Origin of the sequence: Litorivita sp. NS0012-18, assembly GCF_040371945.1 — a bacterium.
Classification (GTDB): domain Bacteria; phylum Pseudomonadota; class Alphaproteobacteria; order Rhodobacterales; family Rhodobacteraceae; genus Litorivita.
Window position 1 is genome coordinate 1 of the sequence record NZ_BAABWS010000020.1, and the last position, 419, is coordinate 419.

1 protein-coding gene is annotated in these 419 nt (G+C 53.7%); it reads right to left on the reverse strand.

Going from position 1 to position 419, the window contains the following annotated elements:
• On the reverse strand, nucleotides 1-419 hold a 419-nt coding region (locus tag ABWV64_RS15965; protein WP_353347079.1), incomplete at both ends, for a GH3 family acyl-acid amido synthetase.

Sequence of the window (419 nt, forward strand, 5' to 3'; positions counted from 1 at the left end):
TCCCGCCCGGCCCAAGCGGGGGTTTCCCGTGCTGCGATTCCAGACAACTCACCAGCAAAAACGCCGTTTGAAAGCTGTTGCAGTTTAGGGCTGCCAGCGAACATAAAGTAACGCCCATGCAAGATCTTGCTGGAGGGCCTGTTGCGAAAATGTGCGAGGATAACCTCCATCCCGGCCCGGTTGTTCGATCGAACCATTTCGCGTGTACAAGGAATGAATTTGCTGACGCCGGATGTCGTGCCGGACGTCTTTGCGAAATACGGAATGCGCCCAGGCCAAGTCACGTTGTCGAGCACTGGAAAGCCAGCATTCCAATAGGTCTCGTGGAATTCCTCATAGGATCTGATTGGCACGTGTTCCTGATAGGACTTCAGGTCGTCGATCCGGGCAAATTCGTGATCACGCCCAAATTGTGTTTT